At 68.1% G+C, this 14,671-nt stretch carries 14 protein-coding genes; 6 read left to right on the top strand and 8 right to left on the bottom strand.

What is annotated here, in order from left to right:
- Positions 1–7 precede the first annotated feature (7 nt).
- The 7 genes from rlmH to BN1263_RS14745 all read right to left on the bottom strand — a co-directional run bounded on the left by rlmH (position 8) and on the right by BN1263_RS14745 (position 6,796).
- The gene (gene rlmH, locus BN1263_RS14775; protein ID WP_019662111.1) at positions 8–478 is read right to left on the bottom strand and encodes a 23S rRNA (pseudouridine(1915)-N(3))-methyltransferase RlmH; all 471 of its coding nucleotides are present in this window, start codon (positions 476–478) and stop codon (positions 8–10) included.
- A 64-nt stretch (positions 479–542) separates the two neighbouring features.
- Positions 543–953, bottom strand: coding sequence for a ribosome silencing factor (gene rsfS / locus BN1263_RS14770; RefSeq protein ID WP_005410536.1), 411 nt, complete (start codon positions 951–953; stop codon positions 543–545).
- Between the two features lie 58 nt (positions 954–1,011).
- Positions 1,012–1,677: a nicotinate-nucleotide adenylyltransferase gene (nadD, locus tag BN1263_RS14765; RefSeq protein WP_058982161.1), complete on the bottom strand. Its 666-nt coding sequence runs from the start codon at positions 1,675–1,677 to the stop codon at positions 1,012–1,014.
- A 3-nt stretch (positions 1,678–1,680) separates the two neighbouring features.
- On the bottom strand, positions 1,681–2,718 hold the full coding sequence (gene holA, locus BN1263_RS14760) for a DNA polymerase III subunit delta (RefSeq protein WP_019662113.1): 1,038 nt from the start codon (positions 2,716–2,718) through the stop codon (positions 1,681–1,683).
- 8 nt (positions 2,719–2,726) lie between these two features.
- A complete protein-coding gene (locus BN1263_RS14755) occupies positions 2,727–3,311 on the bottom strand; it encodes an LPS-assembly lipoprotein LptE (protein WP_019662114.1) in 585 nt (194 codons plus the stop codon).
- Positions 3,312–3,445: 134 nt separating this feature from the next.
- Complete coding sequence (gene leuS, locus BN1263_RS14750) at positions 3,446–6,088, bottom strand: leucine--tRNA ligase (protein WP_058982202.1); 2,643 nt, start codon at positions 6,086–6,088, stop codon at positions 3,446–3,448.
- A 105-nt stretch (positions 6,089–6,193) separates the two neighbouring features.
- Positions 6,194–6,796, bottom strand: coding sequence for a DUF998 domain-containing protein (locus tag BN1263_RS14745; RefSeq protein WP_058982159.1), 603 nt, complete (start codon positions 6,794–6,796; stop codon positions 6,194–6,196).
- Positions 6,797–6,921: 125 nt separating this feature from the next.
- Between BN1263_RS14745 and trxA the strand changes: the two genes are divergently transcribed.
- From trxA to BN1263_RS14725, 4 genes are all read left to right on the top strand, one after another.
- Positions 6,922–7,779 (top strand): thioredoxin, encoded by an 858-nt coding sequence (gene trxA / locus BN1263_RS14740; protein WP_019662117.1) that lies wholly within the window; start codon positions 6,922–6,924, stop codon positions 7,777–7,779.
- Between the two features lie 107 nt (positions 7,780–7,886).
- Positions 7,887–9,587, top strand: a complete 1,701-nt coding sequence (locus BN1263_RS14735) for a FecR family protein (protein ID WP_058982157.1) — start codon at positions 7,887–7,889, stop codon at positions 9,585–9,587.
- Entirely contained in the window at positions 9,584–11,209 is a 1,626-nt protein-coding gene (locus BN1263_RS14730; RefSeq protein ID WP_058982155.1) for a CHASE2 domain-containing protein, read from the top strand. The genes BN1263_RS14735 and BN1263_RS14730 overlap by 4 nt, the downstream gene beginning before the upstream one ends.
- A gap of 77 nt (positions 11,210–11,286) precedes the next feature.
- A complete protein-coding gene (locus tag BN1263_RS14725; RefSeq protein WP_019662120.1) occupies positions 11,287–11,739 on the top strand; it encodes a DUF4442 domain-containing protein in 453 nt (150 codons plus the stop codon).
- 7 nt (positions 11,740–11,746) lie between these two features.
- Here the strand turns inward: BN1263_RS14725 and BN1263_RS14720 are convergent, their stop codons facing one another.
- On the bottom strand, positions 11,747–13,063 hold the full coding sequence (locus tag BN1263_RS14720; RefSeq protein ID WP_058982153.1) for a hypothetical protein: 1,317 nt from the start codon (positions 13,061–13,063) through the stop codon (positions 11,747–11,749).
- 76 nt (positions 13,064–13,139) lie between these two features.
- Between BN1263_RS14720 and BN1263_RS14715 the strand changes: the two genes are divergently transcribed.
- Together BN1263_RS14715 and BN1263_RS14710 are read left to right on the top strand one after the other, a co-directional pair.
- Entirely contained in the window at positions 13,140–13,835 is a 696-nt protein-coding gene (locus BN1263_RS14715; RefSeq protein WP_005414135.1) for a DUF502 domain-containing protein, read from the top strand.
- On the top strand, positions 13,832–14,617 hold the full coding sequence (locus tag BN1263_RS14710; RefSeq protein ID WP_021204314.1) for a queuosine precursor transporter: 786 nt from the start codon (positions 13,832–13,834) through the stop codon (positions 14,615–14,617). The genes BN1263_RS14715 and BN1263_RS14710 overlap by 4 nt, the downstream gene beginning before the upstream one ends.
- The last annotated feature ends 54 nt before the right edge of the window (positions 14,618–14,671 follow it).

The raw sequence follows: 14,671 nt of genomic DNA, 5'->3' as shown, positions 1-14,671 counted from the left end.
CCATTCTTCACGCGCGATGGTAGGGGTGATTGGCGATCATTGCGGCAGCCCGATACAGCTGCTCGGCCACCACCAGCCGCACCAGCATGTGCGGCAGCGTCAATGGTCCAATCGACCACTTCTCATCGGCCAACGCGGATACTTCCGGCGAATGCCCTTCCGGGCCACCGATCAGGAACGCCAGGTCCCTGCCCTGCCCGCGCCAATGCTCCAGGCGTTGTGCCAGCTGTTCGGAGCTGAGCTGGCGGCCCGGCACATCCAGCGCCACCACATAAGCGTTCTTCGGCAGCGCAGCGATTACCCGCCTGCCTTCATCTTCCGTGGCGCGGCGCGGATCGCGGCCCTTGCCGCGCAGGCCAGGCTCGATTTCGACCAGCTCGAACGGCAGCCAGTGCGACAGCCGCTTCTGGTACTCGGCGAAGCCCTGCGCGACCCAGCTGGGGGCGCGTTCACCGGTCGCGATCAGGCGGGCTTTCATCAGCGGTCCTCCAAAACGTCGACGGCGCCATCGGCGCCGTCGAAGGGATGCATCATCGTGTGGCTCAGGCCACTTCGTCGTCGCTGGACGGCGGCTGGTCGCCGACGGTCCACAGGCGCTCGAGGGCGTAGAACTCACGCACGCGCGGCAGCATCACGTGGACGATCACGTCGCCCAGGTCGACCAGCACCCACTCGGCCTCGCGCTCGCCTTCCACGCCCAGTGGCATCACGTCCAGGTTCTTGGCGAAGCGCACGACTTCATCGGCAATCGACTTGACGTGGCGGGTCGAGGTGCCCGAAACGACGATCATGTAATCGGCAACGCTGGACCGGCCGCGCACGTCGATCTCGACCAGGTCCTTGGCCTTCAGGTCTTCGGTGGCTTGGCGGACGCTGGCCAGCAGTTCGGGCACGGACGGCGGCGGGCTGGGAAGATCGACCTTGATGGTCTGGGGCTGGGTCTGGTTGCTCAAAGTGGATCGACTCGATAAACGTGGGGGCGATTATACGGGGATGGCGCGGCCGCGCCATTCACGCCGTAGCCGGGCGGTACAGCCCGTGTGCAGCGACATAGTCGGCCACGGCCGGTGGCAGCAGTGCGCGCCAGGGACCGCCAGCGGCAATCTGCGAGCGCACGGCGCTGGCTGATTCCTCGCGCAGCGGGTGGTGCAGGCGCAGGACGCGCCCGGCCGGGCTGGTGAACAGGGCCTGCTCATTGTCGGCCCAGCGCCCTTGCAGGGCACGCCCCAGCTCGCCATCGATCGACGCCTGCAACGGGCTGCCCGGCCGTTCGGCCACCACGAAGTGGGCCAGGTCGAACAGGGCCTCCCATTCGTGCCAGCCGGACAGGCCCAGCAGGCTGTCGGCGCCCACCAGCCAGGCCAGCGGCCGGCTCGGGCCCAGCTCGCCACGCAGCTCGCGCAGGGTGTCGACGGTGTACGACGGACGACCGGGGCAGCGGGCGGCACGATCCAGTTCGCGGCGGTCCAACAACAGCCCCGGCTCGTCGCCGATGGCCAGCGACAACATCGTGCAGCGCTGCTCAGCGGTGGCACCGGGCAACGCGCGGTGCGGCGGATCGGCGGCCGGCAGCAGGCGCACGGCGACCTGCAGTTCATCACGGGCCGCACGCGCGATCGCCAGGTGCCCCAGGTGCACCGGATCGAAGGTGCCCCCGTAATAGATCCGCAGGCTCATTGCTCAGGCCCGCGCCAACAGGCGCACGGCACGCGGTTCGGCCACCACCACCAGCAGGCGCTCCAGCGCCAGCCAGGCATCACCCTCGGCGCGGCCCTTGGCGATGCGGTCAACCAGCCCGGCTTCGGCCACGAAGCGTTCCCAACGCTTGCTTTCCGGATGCCGCTGCAGCGCGCGCTTGTAGGGGGCCTGCCGCGATTCCCAGATACCGCGCGATTTCATTTCAGCCGCCAGGTTGCCGCCACGGGCCTGCACCCGGGCCAGGCCAGCGCCCGCCAGCAGCTCGCGGATCACCATCGGCATCAGCGCAGCCACCGCCTCGCCCTCGCCGCGCAGTCCGGCCAGCATGCGCAGCACCGCCGGCGGTTGGCCGGAAAAGGCCGCTTCCACCAGCCGGAACACGTCATAGCGGGCGGCATCGGCCACCAGCGACTCCATGCGCTCCACGTCCAGCGGCTGGCCATCGGCCAGCAACGCCAGCTTGTCGATTTCCTGGGCAGCAGCCAGCAGATTGCCTTCCACCCGCTCGGCCAGGCGCTGCACGGCGGCAGGATCGGCACGCAGTCCCTTGCCACGCAGGCGGCGCTCGATCCAGTCCGGCAATTCATGCGGCTTGACCGCCCAGGCCACCGACAGCACGCCGATGCGGTTGATCGCTTCGGCCCACTTGCCCTGGTGGGCCTTGCTCCATTCACTTGCGGTGATCATCAGCACCACGTCCGGCGCCGGGTTGGCACAGAACTGGCTGATCACTTCGGCCCCGTCCTTGCCAGGCTTGCCGCTGGGCAGGCGCACCTCAACCAGGCGGCGGGCACTGAACAGGCTGGGCGCGTTGAAGCTGGCGTCGAGCTGGTTCCAGTCGAAATCACGGCCATCGGCGTCGAACACTTCACGTTCGCCGATGCCGGCGGCGCGCGCGCGTGCGCGGATGGCGTCAGCTGCCTCCAGCACACGCAGGGTTTCCGGGCCGGCAATCAGGTAGACCGGCGCCAGCGCGGTATCAGCGCCCTGGCTGGCCAGCTGCTCCGGACGCAGTTCCATGGCGCGGCTCAGTGCTTGGCTGCGGGGACCGGCTCGGCCGGTACCGCGCCTTCAATCGGCTTGGCTTTCGGCGCCGACAGGCTGCCGCCCTTCTCGAGCTCGGCACGCACCACGCTGTCGATGCGGCGGATGATCGAGGCGGACATTTCCCGGCGCAGCTCGTTGGCCAGGATCTCGCGTTCGGTGGTGGTACCGGTGGCGTCGGTCGGTGGCGACACGTAATCACGCGAGAGCTCGATCACCTGCTGCGGCACCAGTTCGCTGCCATCCTCGCGACGGAAGATGAAGATCACCGCATAGCGCAGGCTGTACTCCTGGGCGCGGCCCTGCGAGTCGATGGCGATCGGCAGGTCGCCCCAGCGCTCGGACAGCACCTGCAACTGGGTACTGGGTTCGTTGCTGTCCTCATCAGCCAGCCTGGCACCGGAAGCCAGCAGGCTGCGGTTGAGCAGCTTGACCAGTTCACTGTACGGGGCGGTGGATACCACCTTCACCGGGGCGGTGTCGGTGGGCAGCATCAGCTTGTTGCGCAGATGGAAGCCGCAGCCGGCAAGGCCGAGGACAAGAACGAGGGCAAGCAGGATTCGGGTCATGGAGACAGTCTGGCGGAGCCGGGCGATCACGGCAACACACAGCCTGCCCGAAGCCGCGTGAATGCAGGGCCATCAGACGCCTGGCCCTGCACCGGAATGGCACCGGCCACCTCGCGGGCGCCGGTGCGGATACATCAGGCGGCGACGATGTTCACGATCTTGCCCGGCACGATGATGATCTTGCGCACCGTCAGGCCTTCCAGGAACTTGGCCGCGTTGGGCTCGGCCAGCGCCAGTGCCTCCACCTGCTCGCGCGCGGCGTCGGCCGCCACGTCGATGGTGCCACGCAGCTTGCCGTTGACCTGCACCGCCAGGGTCAGCGCGTCGCGCACCAGCGCACTGGCATCGGCCTGCGGGAACGGTTGGTCTTCCAGCAGCGTCTCCGCGTGACCCAGCACCTGCCACAGGGCGTGGCTGGCATGCGGGGTGATCGGGTTCAGCAGCAGCACGATGGCCTGCAGCGCTTCCTGGCGCACCGCACGGCCCTGCTCACTGCCGTCCTCGAACTTGGCCAGTGCGTTCATCAACTCCATCACCGCAGCGATCGCGGTGTTGAAGCTGTGGCGGCGGCCGTAGTCGTCACCGACCTTGCCGATGGTTTCGTGGGTCTTGCGGCGCAGCGCCTTCTGGTTGGCGTCCAGTGCCGCAACATCCAGCGCCGGGGCGGCGCCGTCGGCGGCATGCTTCTGCACCTGGGCCCAGAGGCGGCGGAGGAAGCGGGCCATCCCGTCCACGCCGGCCTCGTTCCACTCCAGCGACTGCTCCGGCGGCGCGGCGAACATCGAGAACAGGCGCACGGTGTCGGCGCCGTACTTGCCGACCATCGCCTGCGGGTCCACGCCGTTGTTCTTCGACTTGGACATCTTCTCGGTGCCACCGACCACCACCGGCTGGCCGTCGGCGATCAGGGTGGCGCCGGTGATGCGGCCGCGCTCGTCGCGCTGCACTTCCACATCGGCCGGATTGATCCAGTCCTTCGAGCCGTCCGGGTTCGGGCGGTAATAGGTTTCGGCGATCACCATGCCCTGGCACAGCAGGTTGCGCGCCGGTTCGTTGCTGTCCACCATCCGCGCGTCGCGCAGCAGCTTGTGGTAGAAGCGGAAATACATCAGGTGCAGGATCGCGTGCTCGATGCCACCGATGTACTGGTCCACCGGCAGCCAGTAGTTGCCGCGCTTGTCGACAGCGTCACGGGCACCCGGCGAGGTGTAGCGGGCGTAATACCAGCTCGATTCCATGAAGGTGTCGAAGGTATCGGTCTCGCGCTCGGCCGCACCGCCGCAGTCCGGGCAGGTGGTCTTGCGCCATTCCGGGTCGGTCTTGATCGGCGAACCGGTGCCCGAGAACGCCACGTCCTCCGGCAGCACCACCGGCAGTTGTTCTTCCGGCACCGGCACCGCGCCGCACTTGGCGCAGTAGATCACCGGAATCGGGCAGCCCCAGTAGCGCTGGCGGCTCACGCCCCAGTCGCGCAGGCGGTAGTTGACGCGGCGCTGGCCCTGGGCCTTGCGCTCGAAGCGTTCGGCCAGCGCTTCGAACGCGCCCTGGAAGTCCAGGCCGTCGAATTCGGCCGAGTTGACCAGCTCGAAGGCACGGCTCTTGTCGCTGTACCAGTCCTGCCAACGGCTGCCGTCCCAGGTGCGCTCTTCGTCGGTGCGCGGATCCTTCAGCGCGATGACCTGCTTGATCGGCAGCCCGTACTTGTTGGCCACTTCATTGTCGCGCTGGTCATGGCCCGGCACCGCCATCACCGCGCCGGTGCCGTAGCCCATCAGCACGAAGTTGGCGACCCACACCGGGACCGGCTCGCCGGTCACCGGGTGCAGCGCGCGCAGGCCGGTATCCATGCCGCGCTTTTCCTGGGTTTCCAGCTCGGCTTCGGACACCCCCCCCTGCTTCAGGTCGACCAGCAGCGCGGCCAGTTCCGGATTGTTCTTCGCCGCGTGCAGCGCCAGCGGGTGTTCGGCGGCAATCGACACGAAGGTCACGCCCATCACCGTGTCCGGGCGGGTGGTGAACACACGCAGCGGGTCCAGCGCGCTGCCGTCGACATCGCGCACGTCGAACTGGATTTCCAGGCCTTCGGAACGGCCGATCCAGTTACGCTGCATGGTCTTGACCGATTCCGGCCAGCCGTCCAGCTCGTCCAGGCCATCCAGCAGCTCCTGGGCATAGTCGGTGATGCGCAGGAACCACTGCGGGATCTCGCGCTTCTCGACCAGGGCACCCGAGCGCCAGCCGCGGCCGTCGATGACCTGCTCGTTGGCCAGCACGGTCTGGTCGACCGGGTCCCAGTTCACCACCGCATTGCGGCGATAGGCCAGGCCCTTGCGCATCAGGCGGGTGAACATGCGCTGCTCGTGGACGTAATACTCCGGGCGGCAGGTGGCGAACTCGCGCGACCAGTCGATGGCGTAGCCCAGCGACTTCAGCTGGCTGCGCATGTGGTCGATGTTCTTGTAGGTCCACGCCGCCGGCGCGGTCTTGTTCTTGATCGCGGCGTTTTCCGCCGGCAGGCCGAACGCGTCCCAGCCCATCGGCTGCAGCACGTTGTGGCCGGTCATGCGCTTGTAGCGGCTGATCACGTCGCCAATCGTGTAATTGCGCACGTGGCCCATGTGCAGCGCACCGGACGGGTACGGAAGCATCGACAGGCAGTAGTACTTCGGCTTGTCCGAAGTCTCGTCGACCTCGAAGGCACGGGTAGCGTCCCAGTATTGCTGGGCGGCGGATTCAACCTGCTGCGGGTCGTAGGCGTTGGTTTCAGCGCTGGTCATGGAACACGCGGATGCGGCGGCAAAGCGGTACAGCGTACCGCAGTGCGGCAAACGTCTCCAATCCTGCCCGCCGGAGGTAGGCGCCGCGACGCCCCCGGAGGCGTCTCAGCGTGGGCGCGACAGCGGCAGGGCCGCCCCCAGCCAGACTGCCCAGCACGCAAACGCCAGCCGTTGTGCCAGCGGCGCCGGCAGTACGCCCTGCAGGGCAAACGCGGCCAGCGCGGCCAGCATGCCGCAGCCCAGCGCCAGTACGCCCAGCGCGCGGCCATGCACCTGGCGCAGACCGGATACGGCCAGCAGCAGGGTTCCGGCGACAAAACCCAGCACCCAGATCATCCAGGCGCTGGCATGCAGTTGGCTGGCCGGCCCGTGCAGGTCATCCACATCCAGCGGCAGCAACCCCATCGCGGCGAAGGCCAACCCGGCCAGCAGCAGCATCTGGCTGCCCACCCGTGGCGCCCAGCCGGCGGTTGCCGGCAGCCTGCGGCGCAGGCACTCGGCCATGATCGCCGCCAGCAGGCCCGGCAGCACGAAGCCCAGCAGATTGAAGGCCAGCGAATGCGGCACCCCCTGCGCGCCCAGCAGTGCCACCGGATGACGGGCTTGTGCGTAGCCGTCCAGGCCGGCGCCGAAACCGATCACCGCCAGTACAAACAGCAGCGCGGCGACCAGGCCAGGCAGGCGCAGCAACGGGGACAGGGACGACATGCAGACTCCGGAAAGTACGGCGACAGGAAGACTGCATTGTCAGGCATTTACCACAACCCGGGTTGAGACCGGCATCGATCGTCACCATAGAATCGGACTCCAGACGCCAAACGATGCCTCCCCCCATGACCGAGACGACCTACGTATTCGACGCCACCACTGCGACCTTCGAGGCCGAAGTCCTGCAGAAGTCGCTGCAGACGCCGGTGCTGGTCGACTTCTGGGCCACCTGGTGCGGGCCGTGCAAGACCCTGGGGCCAATGCTGGAAAAACTGGCCGCCGAGTACAACGGCGCCTTCGAACTGGCCAAGGTCGATGTCGACAAGGAACAGCAGATCGCAGCGGCCTTCCAGATCCGCTCGGTGCCGACCGTGTTCCTCGTCAAGGGCGGCCAGCTGGTGGATGGCTTCCCGGGCGCGATTCCGGAAGGCCAGCTGCGTGAGTTCCTGGCCCAGCACGGCATCGTGCCGGCCGATGTCGGCGACGCCGCGCCCGAAGATGACGCCCCGCTGGACCCGCAGGCGCAGGTCGATGTGCTGCGTGCCCAGATCGCCGCCGAGCCGGACAAGGACGAACTGAAGCTCGACCTGGCCCTGGCCCTGCTGCAGATCGGTGGCGTGGACGAAGCCGGCACCCTGATCGACGGCCTGCCCGCCAATCTGGCCACCGACGACCGCGCCGTGCGTGCCCGCGCCCGCCTGGCCTTCGCCGCCGCGCTGAAGGATGCCCCGGCCGCTGAAGTGCTGGACGCCCGCATCGCCGCCGATGGCAAGGACCTCAAGGCCCGCCATCTGCGCGGCGTGCAACTGTTGCTCGGGGGCCATGACGAAGCTGCGTTGGCCCAGTTCCTGGAAATGCTGCGGATCGACCGCACGTTCGAGGAAGGGCTGCCGCGCAAGGCCCTGATCGACGCCTTCAATGTGATCTCCGACGAGGACCTGGTCGGCCAGTACCGTCGCCGGATGGCCTCGCTGCTGTTCTGAACGGGAGCGGTCCTCGTTCAGAATCCCTGCACTGAACGCGGGCAATAATGCACTGGATGGCGGCCGGGCGGCCGCCACGATCCGTTCGGGGGGATGAGGTCGGGGCCATGGGGTCTTGCAGCTGCGCCCCCGCATTGCCGGGATTGCAAACTGTGACCTTCGTCCGCTCGCTGTCGTTCGCCATGCGCTTCCAGGGCGCGCTGCTCTGCGCTCTTCTCTTCCTGCCGGCCATTGCCGCGGCCCAGGACTGGAACTACCGGGTCCGTCCCGGCGATACCCTGTGGGACCTGAGTGGCCTGTATCTCAAGCCCTCGGTACGCTGGCAGCAGCTGCAACAGCACAACCGCATCGACAACCCCTACCAGCTGCCGCCGGGGCAGCTGCTGCGCTTCCCGATCAGCTGGCTGCGCATCGAACCAGCCCCCGCCCGCGTGCTGTCGGTAAGGGGCAAGGTCGAACTGTCCGGCGCCGATGGCAGCGCCACGCGCGCGCTACTGGCCGGGGAACAGCTTCGCATCGGTGACACCGTGCAGACCGAGGGCGACTCCAGCGTCACGCTTGAATTCGCCGACGCTTCCCGCCTGCAGCTGCGCGAGCATTCCCGGCTGCGCCTGGACCAGCTCAGCCGTTACGGCCACACCGGCATGGTCGATACCCGCGTGCGCCTCCAGCAGGGCCGCGCCAGCAACCGGGTGACGCCTGCCCGTGGCCCCGCCTCGCGCTACATCATCGATGCACCTACGGCGACCAGCAGCGTACGCGGTACCGTATTCCGGGTCAGCGCCGGTGACGCCGGCCACGTGGCTGCCACCGAAGTGCTGCAGGGCAAGGTGCAGGTCGGCAACATCCACGGCAAGCGCCTGGTCCAGCCTGGACAGGCCAGCCTCAGCAGCAGCGCCGATACGGCGCCGGATGCTGTCTCCGCCCTTCTTCCAGCACCGCAGCTGCGCAGCGACGGCATGCGCCTGGCGCCCTTGCCGGCCCTCCTCGCCTGGGACCCCGTCGACGGCGCCGCCCGCTACCGCGTTGAAGTGGTGCTGTCGGCAACGCCGGAAATCCTGCTGTTTGCCGCCACCACCACCGATACCCGGCTGGCGATCGGCGACCTGCCCCCCGGCCAGTTGCGCATCCTGTTGCGCGCCGTGGATGCGCAGGGTGTGGAAGGCCTCGACGCCAGCGCCGATTTCGAACTCGGCGACCAGCCCCCGCCGCCACTGACGGTGGCCCCGCTGCACGGGCAGACCATCAACAGCGACCGACCGCGCTTCCGTTGGAGCCAGGCGCCCGGTGCGCGCAGCAGCGTGCTGCAGATTGCCGCCGAGCCGAACTTCGAGCAACCGCTGCAGGAACAAAGCACCCCGGGCACCGACCTGCGCCTGGCGCAGCCGCTGCCGCCCGGCCAGTACTTCTGGCGGGTGGCCTCGCGCGATGGCAACGGCCACCAGGGCCGCTATGGCCAGGCCCTGCCCTTGCAACTGAGCAATGAACCGGTCGACCCGGCCCTGCAGCCGCCTGAGGCCACGCGTGGCGAACTGACCCTCCGCTGGCAGGCCGGCAGCGAAGGCCAGCGGTACCGGGTGCAGGTGGACCGTCGAGGCGACTTCCGGGCCCCCCTGGTCGACCAGACCGTAAGCGAGCCGCAGGTCAGCTTCAAGCAGCCGTGGAGCGGCACCCTGCATGTGCGCGTGCAGTACATCGACGACGACGGGCATGCGGGTGAGTACTCGCCGGCCCAGCAGATCAAGCTGCCTTGCCGTCTGTGCTACGGCGCTGGTGGCGGCGCCCTGCTGCTGTTGCTGTTGTTATGAGGCGCTCGCCGCTGCCGTGGTCGAAGCGGATTCTGCTGGCACTGCTGGCCGGCGTGCTGACAGTGATCGCCAGCCACGGCCAGTGGCTGTGGCGCCAGGACGAAGCCGCCTATGACGCCATGGTTGGGAATTGGGAGTACCGCCCCGACCCCAGCGTGCTGATCGTGGCCATCGACGAGGGCAGCCTGCAGCGCATCGGCCAATGGCCCTGGCCCCGTTCGGTCCATGCGCGCCTGCTGGACCGGCTGACCGACGCCGGCGCCGAGCGCATCGCACTGGACCTGATGCTGTCTGAGCCGGATCGACGCGACAGCCAGCAGGACGATGAACTGGCCACAGCGATCCGCCGCAGTGGCCGGGTGGTGCTGCCAGTGCTGGCGGCGCCGGCCGCCGGCGACCGCATGGCCGAGGAAATGCTGCCGATTCCGCAGATCGCGAGCAGTGCTGCGGCAATCGGCCATACCGATGTGGAAGTGGACGGCGATGGCGTCGCGCGCGGTGTGTATCTGCATGCGGGCATCGGCAAGGCCCATTGGCCGGCATTGGGCCTGGCGCTGGCCGACCTGCCGCCGGGCACGGTGCACGGCCTGCCCGATCCCGATCCGCAGATCGGTTCGCCCTATCAGTGGCGACGCGACGACTACGTACGCGTGCGCTATGCGGGGCCGCCCGAGCGCCTGCCGCAGGTGTCCTATGCCGACGTACTTGATGGTCACGTGGACACGGCGATGCTGCATGGCCGCCGCATCGTGGTGGGCATGACGGCCAGCGGCATCGCACCGCGGCTGTTGACCCCGACCACCCGCGAGTACTGGATGAGCGGCAGTGAATACCAGGCCAACATCGCGTCGATGCTGCTGCAGCACAAGCAGATCGATCTGCTGCCACGCCTCTGGCAGCACGCCATCAGCGGCGTGCTGGCCGCGTTGTGCGTGCTCCTGCTCGGCCTGCGCCTGCCATGGCTTGCCGCACTGTGCTCGCTGCCGCTTCCACCGCTGCTGAGCTGGTTGCTGTTGCGTGCCGGTGACCTGTGGTGGGCACCGGCAAGCGCAATGCTGGGCATCCTGCTGGTGCTGCTGTCCTGGGCGATCTGGCGGATCTCGGCCTGGCACCGCCAGGCCAACCGTGATGCGCTGACCGGCCTCGGCAATCGCCTGCGTTTCGAGCAGTCACTGCAGCAGGAATGCGATGCCGCGCGCCGCAGTGGCAGGTCCTTGAGCCTGGCACTGATCGACGTCGACCATTTCAAGCGCCACAACGACCGCCACGGGCATCAGGTCGGCGACCGCGTGCTGCGCGATGTTGCACGGCTGATCGGTGCGCATGCGCGGCGCCCACGCGACATGGCCGCGCGCTACGGTGGCGATGAGTTCGCACTGGTGCTGCCGGATACCCCGGCCGAAGGCGCACGCCAGGTCATCGAGGACCTGATCGCCTGCGTGCGTGCACTGCCGGCCCCCGGTGATGGCAGCGACGGTGCCGTCACCCTCACCATCGGCGTGTTCACCCGCGTGCCTGACGGCACGCTGCAACCGCATCATTTCGTTGAAGGCGCCGACGCCGCGTTGTACCAGGCCAAGGCCAACGGCCGCGACGGGTATGTGATCGACGACAAAGCGTGACCCTCGCCGCCGCCGGGGTGCAACATACGCATGCGAATGGCTAGACTGGGCGCCTCGCCCTGCGTCCCCGCACCCGCATGAACGCCCACCTGTTCCGCTTCGGTATCAATCTCTGGCCACCGTTCCTGTTCACCGGCATCCATGTCACCCGCATCACGCCGGACTACCGGCAGATAGATGTCGAGCTGCGCCTGCGGCCATGGAACCGCAACTACGTCGGCACGCACTTTGGCGGCAGCCTGTTCGCGATGACCGATCCATTCTGGATGCTGGGCCTGCTGCACATCCTCGGGCGCGACTACTACGTGTGGGACCGAGCAGGCGCCATCGACTTCCTCAAGCCCGGCCGCGGCACCGTACGCACGTCATTCCGCATCGACGACGCGCTGCTGGATGAACTGCGCACGGAAGCAGCCAGTGGTGAGAAGGTGCTGCGCTGGTTCAGCAACGACGTGGTCGATGAGAGCGGCGAAGTGGTCGCCCAGGTGCGCAAGCAGGTCTACCTGCGGTTGAAGCCACACGCACGCTGAGCGCGCCTCAATCGCGCGCCAACGCAGCCGAAGCTGGCTCCGCCTGCAGCGGTACCGTCAGCCACGGGTTCTCATCAGCGCTGCGCGATGGAGAGCGCCGCGGCACCTGCAGATGGTGGCCATCGGCGGACAGCTGCGGCGACCGCACCGGTGAGCGGAACTGCGCCGGCAGCCGCTGCAGGGCGTGCACCGGATCGTCCGTCTGCTGCCGCAGCCAACGCTGCGCCCCCAGCAGCCGCACCATCGCCGCGGCATCCTGTGGCCGTGACGAATAGGCAGGATAGATTGGCGCGGCGATATCGGTCAGCACGCAGCCCATGACGTTCGACAGGCAACCGAAGTCATGCTGCGGTGGCGCCGGCACTGGCAACGGGCGATCCGTTTCCAGCGCTGCTGTGGCTGCCGCGCCACAGGCCCAGCCAAGATTGCCGGCCACGCGCGCCAACGTGCTGCTCCGATCCAGCACCAGGACGCCACCAAATTCCCGGGCCGAGGACTCGATCGCCGCCCGGCTCATCGCGTACTCGCCCTGCATCGCACGGCACAGGCTCTGTTCCTCGGCCCGCAACGGCTGCATGGCCTGTTCGCACTCGGCCGGCAGGGGGTGGTCGGCAGGCAGTTCAACCAGCATGTCGGCCAGCAGCTGGGCATTGGCCTGCGCCAGGCTGGCACCGATGATGCTCTCGACCAGATAACTGCTGCCGGGCACCAGCCGCCGGCCCAGCTGCAGGCCACGGCAGGCACCACGCAGGGCACCGTCAATGTCACCCTGCACATAGGCCAGCGCGCGTGCACTGGTGGCGTCCATCACTACGCCATAGGCCGGCAACGGGACCAGAATGCCCTCGCCCTTCGGCGGGAACGGCGACGCGAAGTAGTCGGCGTCGGCCAGCTGATCCAGCCGCGCATGCAACTGCTGGTGCCCGGCGTGGGCCTCCACGAAGCGTTGCGGGTCCGCGCGGACCTGGGCGAGACAGCCGCTGGCGGCCGGCCCGCAACTGGCCCCGGGCCGCGAGTGCAGCTCGGCATGGTTGGCTACCAGGTGTGTCCGGCCGCTGCTTCCGCCATGTGCATCGGCTTCCCAGCGCCGTACATCCTCGGCCAGCGCCTGCTCGCGCTGCTGGGCATCCAGATCGTCGAACGGCAGCGTCCACAACAGTGCATATCCATTGCGGCCGCTCACCGGCAGGCGTGCTTCCAGTCGCTGCTGCGCCTGCAGGCGCGATTCGGGCACCGGCCACATGCGCGAGGCGCACCACACCACGATGGCCAGCACCAGCAGGCCTGCCAGGGTCCAGCCCAGTCCGCGCAGAATCTTCAACACAGCTTCCCTTCCATGTGCCGTTGCCGCAGTCGATTCCCCAGCGTAATCGACCGGCCGTGACCGCTACAATGCGCGCATGTCGCTCGAAGCCCCCGCCCTGGTCCCCCGCCCCTCCCTGCAGCGCCTGTTCCTGACCGGCCTGCTGACCCTGCTGCCGATCTGGCTGACCTGGGTCGTGGTCAAGTTCGTGTTCGTGCTGCTGTCGGGTATTTCCAGCCCGCTGGTGGTGCCGCTGTCCGAACAGATCGCAACCAGCTTCCCGCACTATCTGGGCTGGGTCCGCGCCGAGTGGATCCAGGACACCATCGCCCTGCTGGCCACCCTGCTGGTGATCCTGGCGGTGGGCGTGGCCAGCCGCCGCGTGCTCGGCCAGCGCCTGCTGCGCTGGGTCGGCGCGGTCATCAAGCGTATTCCGTTGGCCAGCATCATCTACGACAGCGCCAAGAAGCTGCTGGACATGCTGCAGACCGAACCGGGCAGCACCCAGCGCGTGGTGCTGATCGACTTCCCGCATCGCGACATGAAATCGGTCGGCCTGGTCACCCGCGTGATCAAGGAACACGGCACCGACCGTGAGCTGGCCGCGGTGTATGTACCGACCACGCCGAACCCGACCTCGGGCTATCTGGAAATCGTGCCGGTGGAACTGCTGACCCCGACCGACTGGACCGTCGATCAGGCCATGAGCTTCATCATCTCCGGCGGTGCCGTGGCACCATCCAGCGTGCCGTTCACCCGCGCCGGCGAACGCACTGGCGAACGCACCGAATGACACCGGCGCCGATCGAGCGCCCGCTGCAGGACCGCGCGGTCCTGCTGTTCATCGTGCTGGCCGCGTTCTTCTGCGGCAACGCTGTGCTGGCCGAGCTGATCGGGGTGAAGATCTTCGCGCTGGAAGACACCCTGGGCATCGATCCGCTGAACTGGAACCTGTTTGGCCAGACCGGCTCGCTCAGCTTCACCGCCGGTACCCTGCTGTGGCCGGTGGTGTTCATCATGACCGACACGATCAACGAGTTTTTCGGCAAGCGCGGCGTGCGCTTCATCTCGTGGTTGGCCGTTGTGCTGATCGCCTATGGCTTCCTGTTCGCCTTCGCAGCGATCTCGCTGGCTCCGGCCAGCTGGTGGGTCACCTCGATGGACGGCCACGGCGTGCCGGACTACCAGGCGGCATTCGCCGCGGTGTTCGGCCAGGGCATGTGGACCATCGCCGGTTCGCTGGTGGCCTTCCTGCTCGGCCAGCTGATCGACGTGGCGGTGTTCCATCGCATCCGCCAGGCCACCGGCGAGCGCCACGTGTGGCTGCGTGCGACCGGATCCACCGCGATCTCCCAGGTGGTGGACAGCTTCGTGGTGATCTGGATCGCCTTCGTGCTCGGCCCGCAGCACTGGCCGACGTCGCTGTTCCTGGCCGTCAGCAGCGTCAACTACATCTACAAGATGGGCTTTGCGATCGCATTGATCCCGTTGCTGTACCTGATGCGGCGCGCGATCACCCGCTACCTGGGCGCCGACAGGGCCGCCGCGCTGCGCGCCGCGGCCGCGGCTGACTGAAGCCCCAGCGGCAAAAAGCTGACTGCGCCTTCACGCTGGCCGTACGCGGCCGGA

The organism is Stenotrophomonas thermophila, assembly GCF_001499715.1.
Classification (GTDB): domain Bacteria; phylum Pseudomonadota; class Gammaproteobacteria; order Xanthomonadales; family Xanthomonadaceae; genus Stenotrophomonas; species Stenotrophomonas hibiscicola.
This window is presented reverse-complemented; position numbering and strand designations above follow the sequence as displayed.